Source organism: Fortiea contorta PCC 7126 (genome assembly GCF_000332295.1).
In the GTDB taxonomy this organism is placed as follows: domain Bacteria; phylum Cyanobacteriota; class Cyanobacteriia; order Cyanobacteriales; family Nostocaceae; genus Fortiea; species Fortiea contorta.
Genome location: NZ_KB235932.1, coordinates 1 through 1,563, shown reverse-complemented (window position 1 = coordinate 1,563; position 1,563 = coordinate 1). Strand labels below are relative to the sequence as shown.

Sequence of the window (1,563 nt, the reverse complement as noted above, 5' to 3'; positions counted from 1 at the left end):
CTAGGTTGGACAAATTATCGGTTCACAAATTTTCAACATATTGAGAGATGGTGGGAAATGATTTTTGTGTTTACACAATGATTAGTTTAAATTCTTCCGCCTTGTTAGGCTTAAATCTATCTCGTAAAATTGAACCTGAGTTACAAGAAAATAGTGATGCTGATTTTTCTAATCATCAACAATGGAACCATGAATCCGGATGGAAAAATACTTTAAATAATCTACGTCTCATTGCCCAATCACTCTTACTATTTTGGTTGATTTATCCCTGGATACATATTTTCCCTAATTCTCATTTATTGCTGGGATTCAATCAATTAATTAGTGCAATGAATCAATTTAAACCCTATTATGCTTCTGGATAATTTCGCTTAGTTACTACTTGCTCATTCCGGAAAGTGACAGAAGAGGGATACATAAAAAGCAAATGCCAAAAAATAATAATTTTTTGCTATTATTAGTTCACAAAATTACTAAGATAAGTGTTGAGAAAACATACTCTCTAAATCCAGCTAAAGTTCTCCTGCTAAAAAAAGTGAAGTTTAAGTGGGGAGCGACAATTGTTGGAATATTGACTACAGTTTTGTTAATTGTTCTTTGGCAAGGATTTAACACTCGCAAAACCTCTAGCATTTCTGACTACACTCCGCCTTTAGCAATGAAAGAAGGCGATCCTTATATTCGGGCATTAATGCGAACTATTACAGCTAGTGAAGCTCTAGATTCTAACCCTTATACTTTACTTTATGGTGGTAAGCATTTTTCCGATCTCAGCCGTCATCCCAATCAATGCATAACAATTGTTTCTGGCCCTCATAAAGGCGAGTGCAGTACAGCTGCTGGTCGTTATCAAATCCTTACAACTACCTGGCAAGAAAAAGTTAAGAAGTACCACAAGTTCTCCAAGTCTCTAAGTATAGCTCCTGAGAGTTTCGAGCCACAAAGACAAGATGAGGTAGTATATGCATGGCTCAGTGACCATCATGCTTGGAGAGCAGATATTACAACTCTTTTGAAGCAGAAAAAACTTAATCAGGTTTTACAGATATTGTCCGGTACTTGGACAAGCTTAGGATATGGTACAGAGAATAATCAAGTCACGCCTTTGCTATCACAGGTTTATCAGCGAGTCTTAACAGAGGAATTGACATTAACCAAAACAAGAGAAGAACTTAGCAAAAAAGAAGCAAGATAATAATTAGAAAAAAAGAACAAAGATAGCTTGGATCAGGTAAAGTAATGAGTTAATAATTTATGTACCTTTATTCACTTTATGAAACTGCGCTGTTGTTACCAATGGTGTTTTTTGTACCTGTATTTCTAATAATTCGGGTATGGTTATACCAATTTAATATGAAGTTGCATATAATAGAGAAAACAAACTCGATAAATTAAAAGAACCATGAGCCGCCCTTTTGAGATTGAAATAGCAGAGAGCGAAGAAGAACTTAAAAAACGCCTGCAAACAGCTAATTTAGGGAACCAGAAAGAAAAACTTATTATGCTGTGGTGGATAAAAAGCGGGCAGGTCAAGAAGCAGCAAGACATTGGAAAACGCTTGGC

1 protein-coding gene and 1 pseudogene are annotated in these 1,563 nt (G+C 35.7%); both read left to right on the top strand.

Annotation, left to right across the window (positions count from 1 at the left end; all coding sequences use genetic code 11):
* A pseudogene (locus tag MIC7126_RS0126890) lies at positions 1–365 on the top strand (IS701 family transposase); the annotation flags it as partial.
* A gap of 62 nt (positions 366–427) precedes the next feature.
* Complete coding sequence (locus MIC7126_RS0126885; RefSeq protein WP_017656233.1) at positions 428–1,195, top strand: glycoside hydrolase family 24 protein; 768 nt, start codon at positions 428–430, stop codon at positions 1,193–1,195.
* Positions 1,196–1,563: the final 368 nt, after the last annotated feature.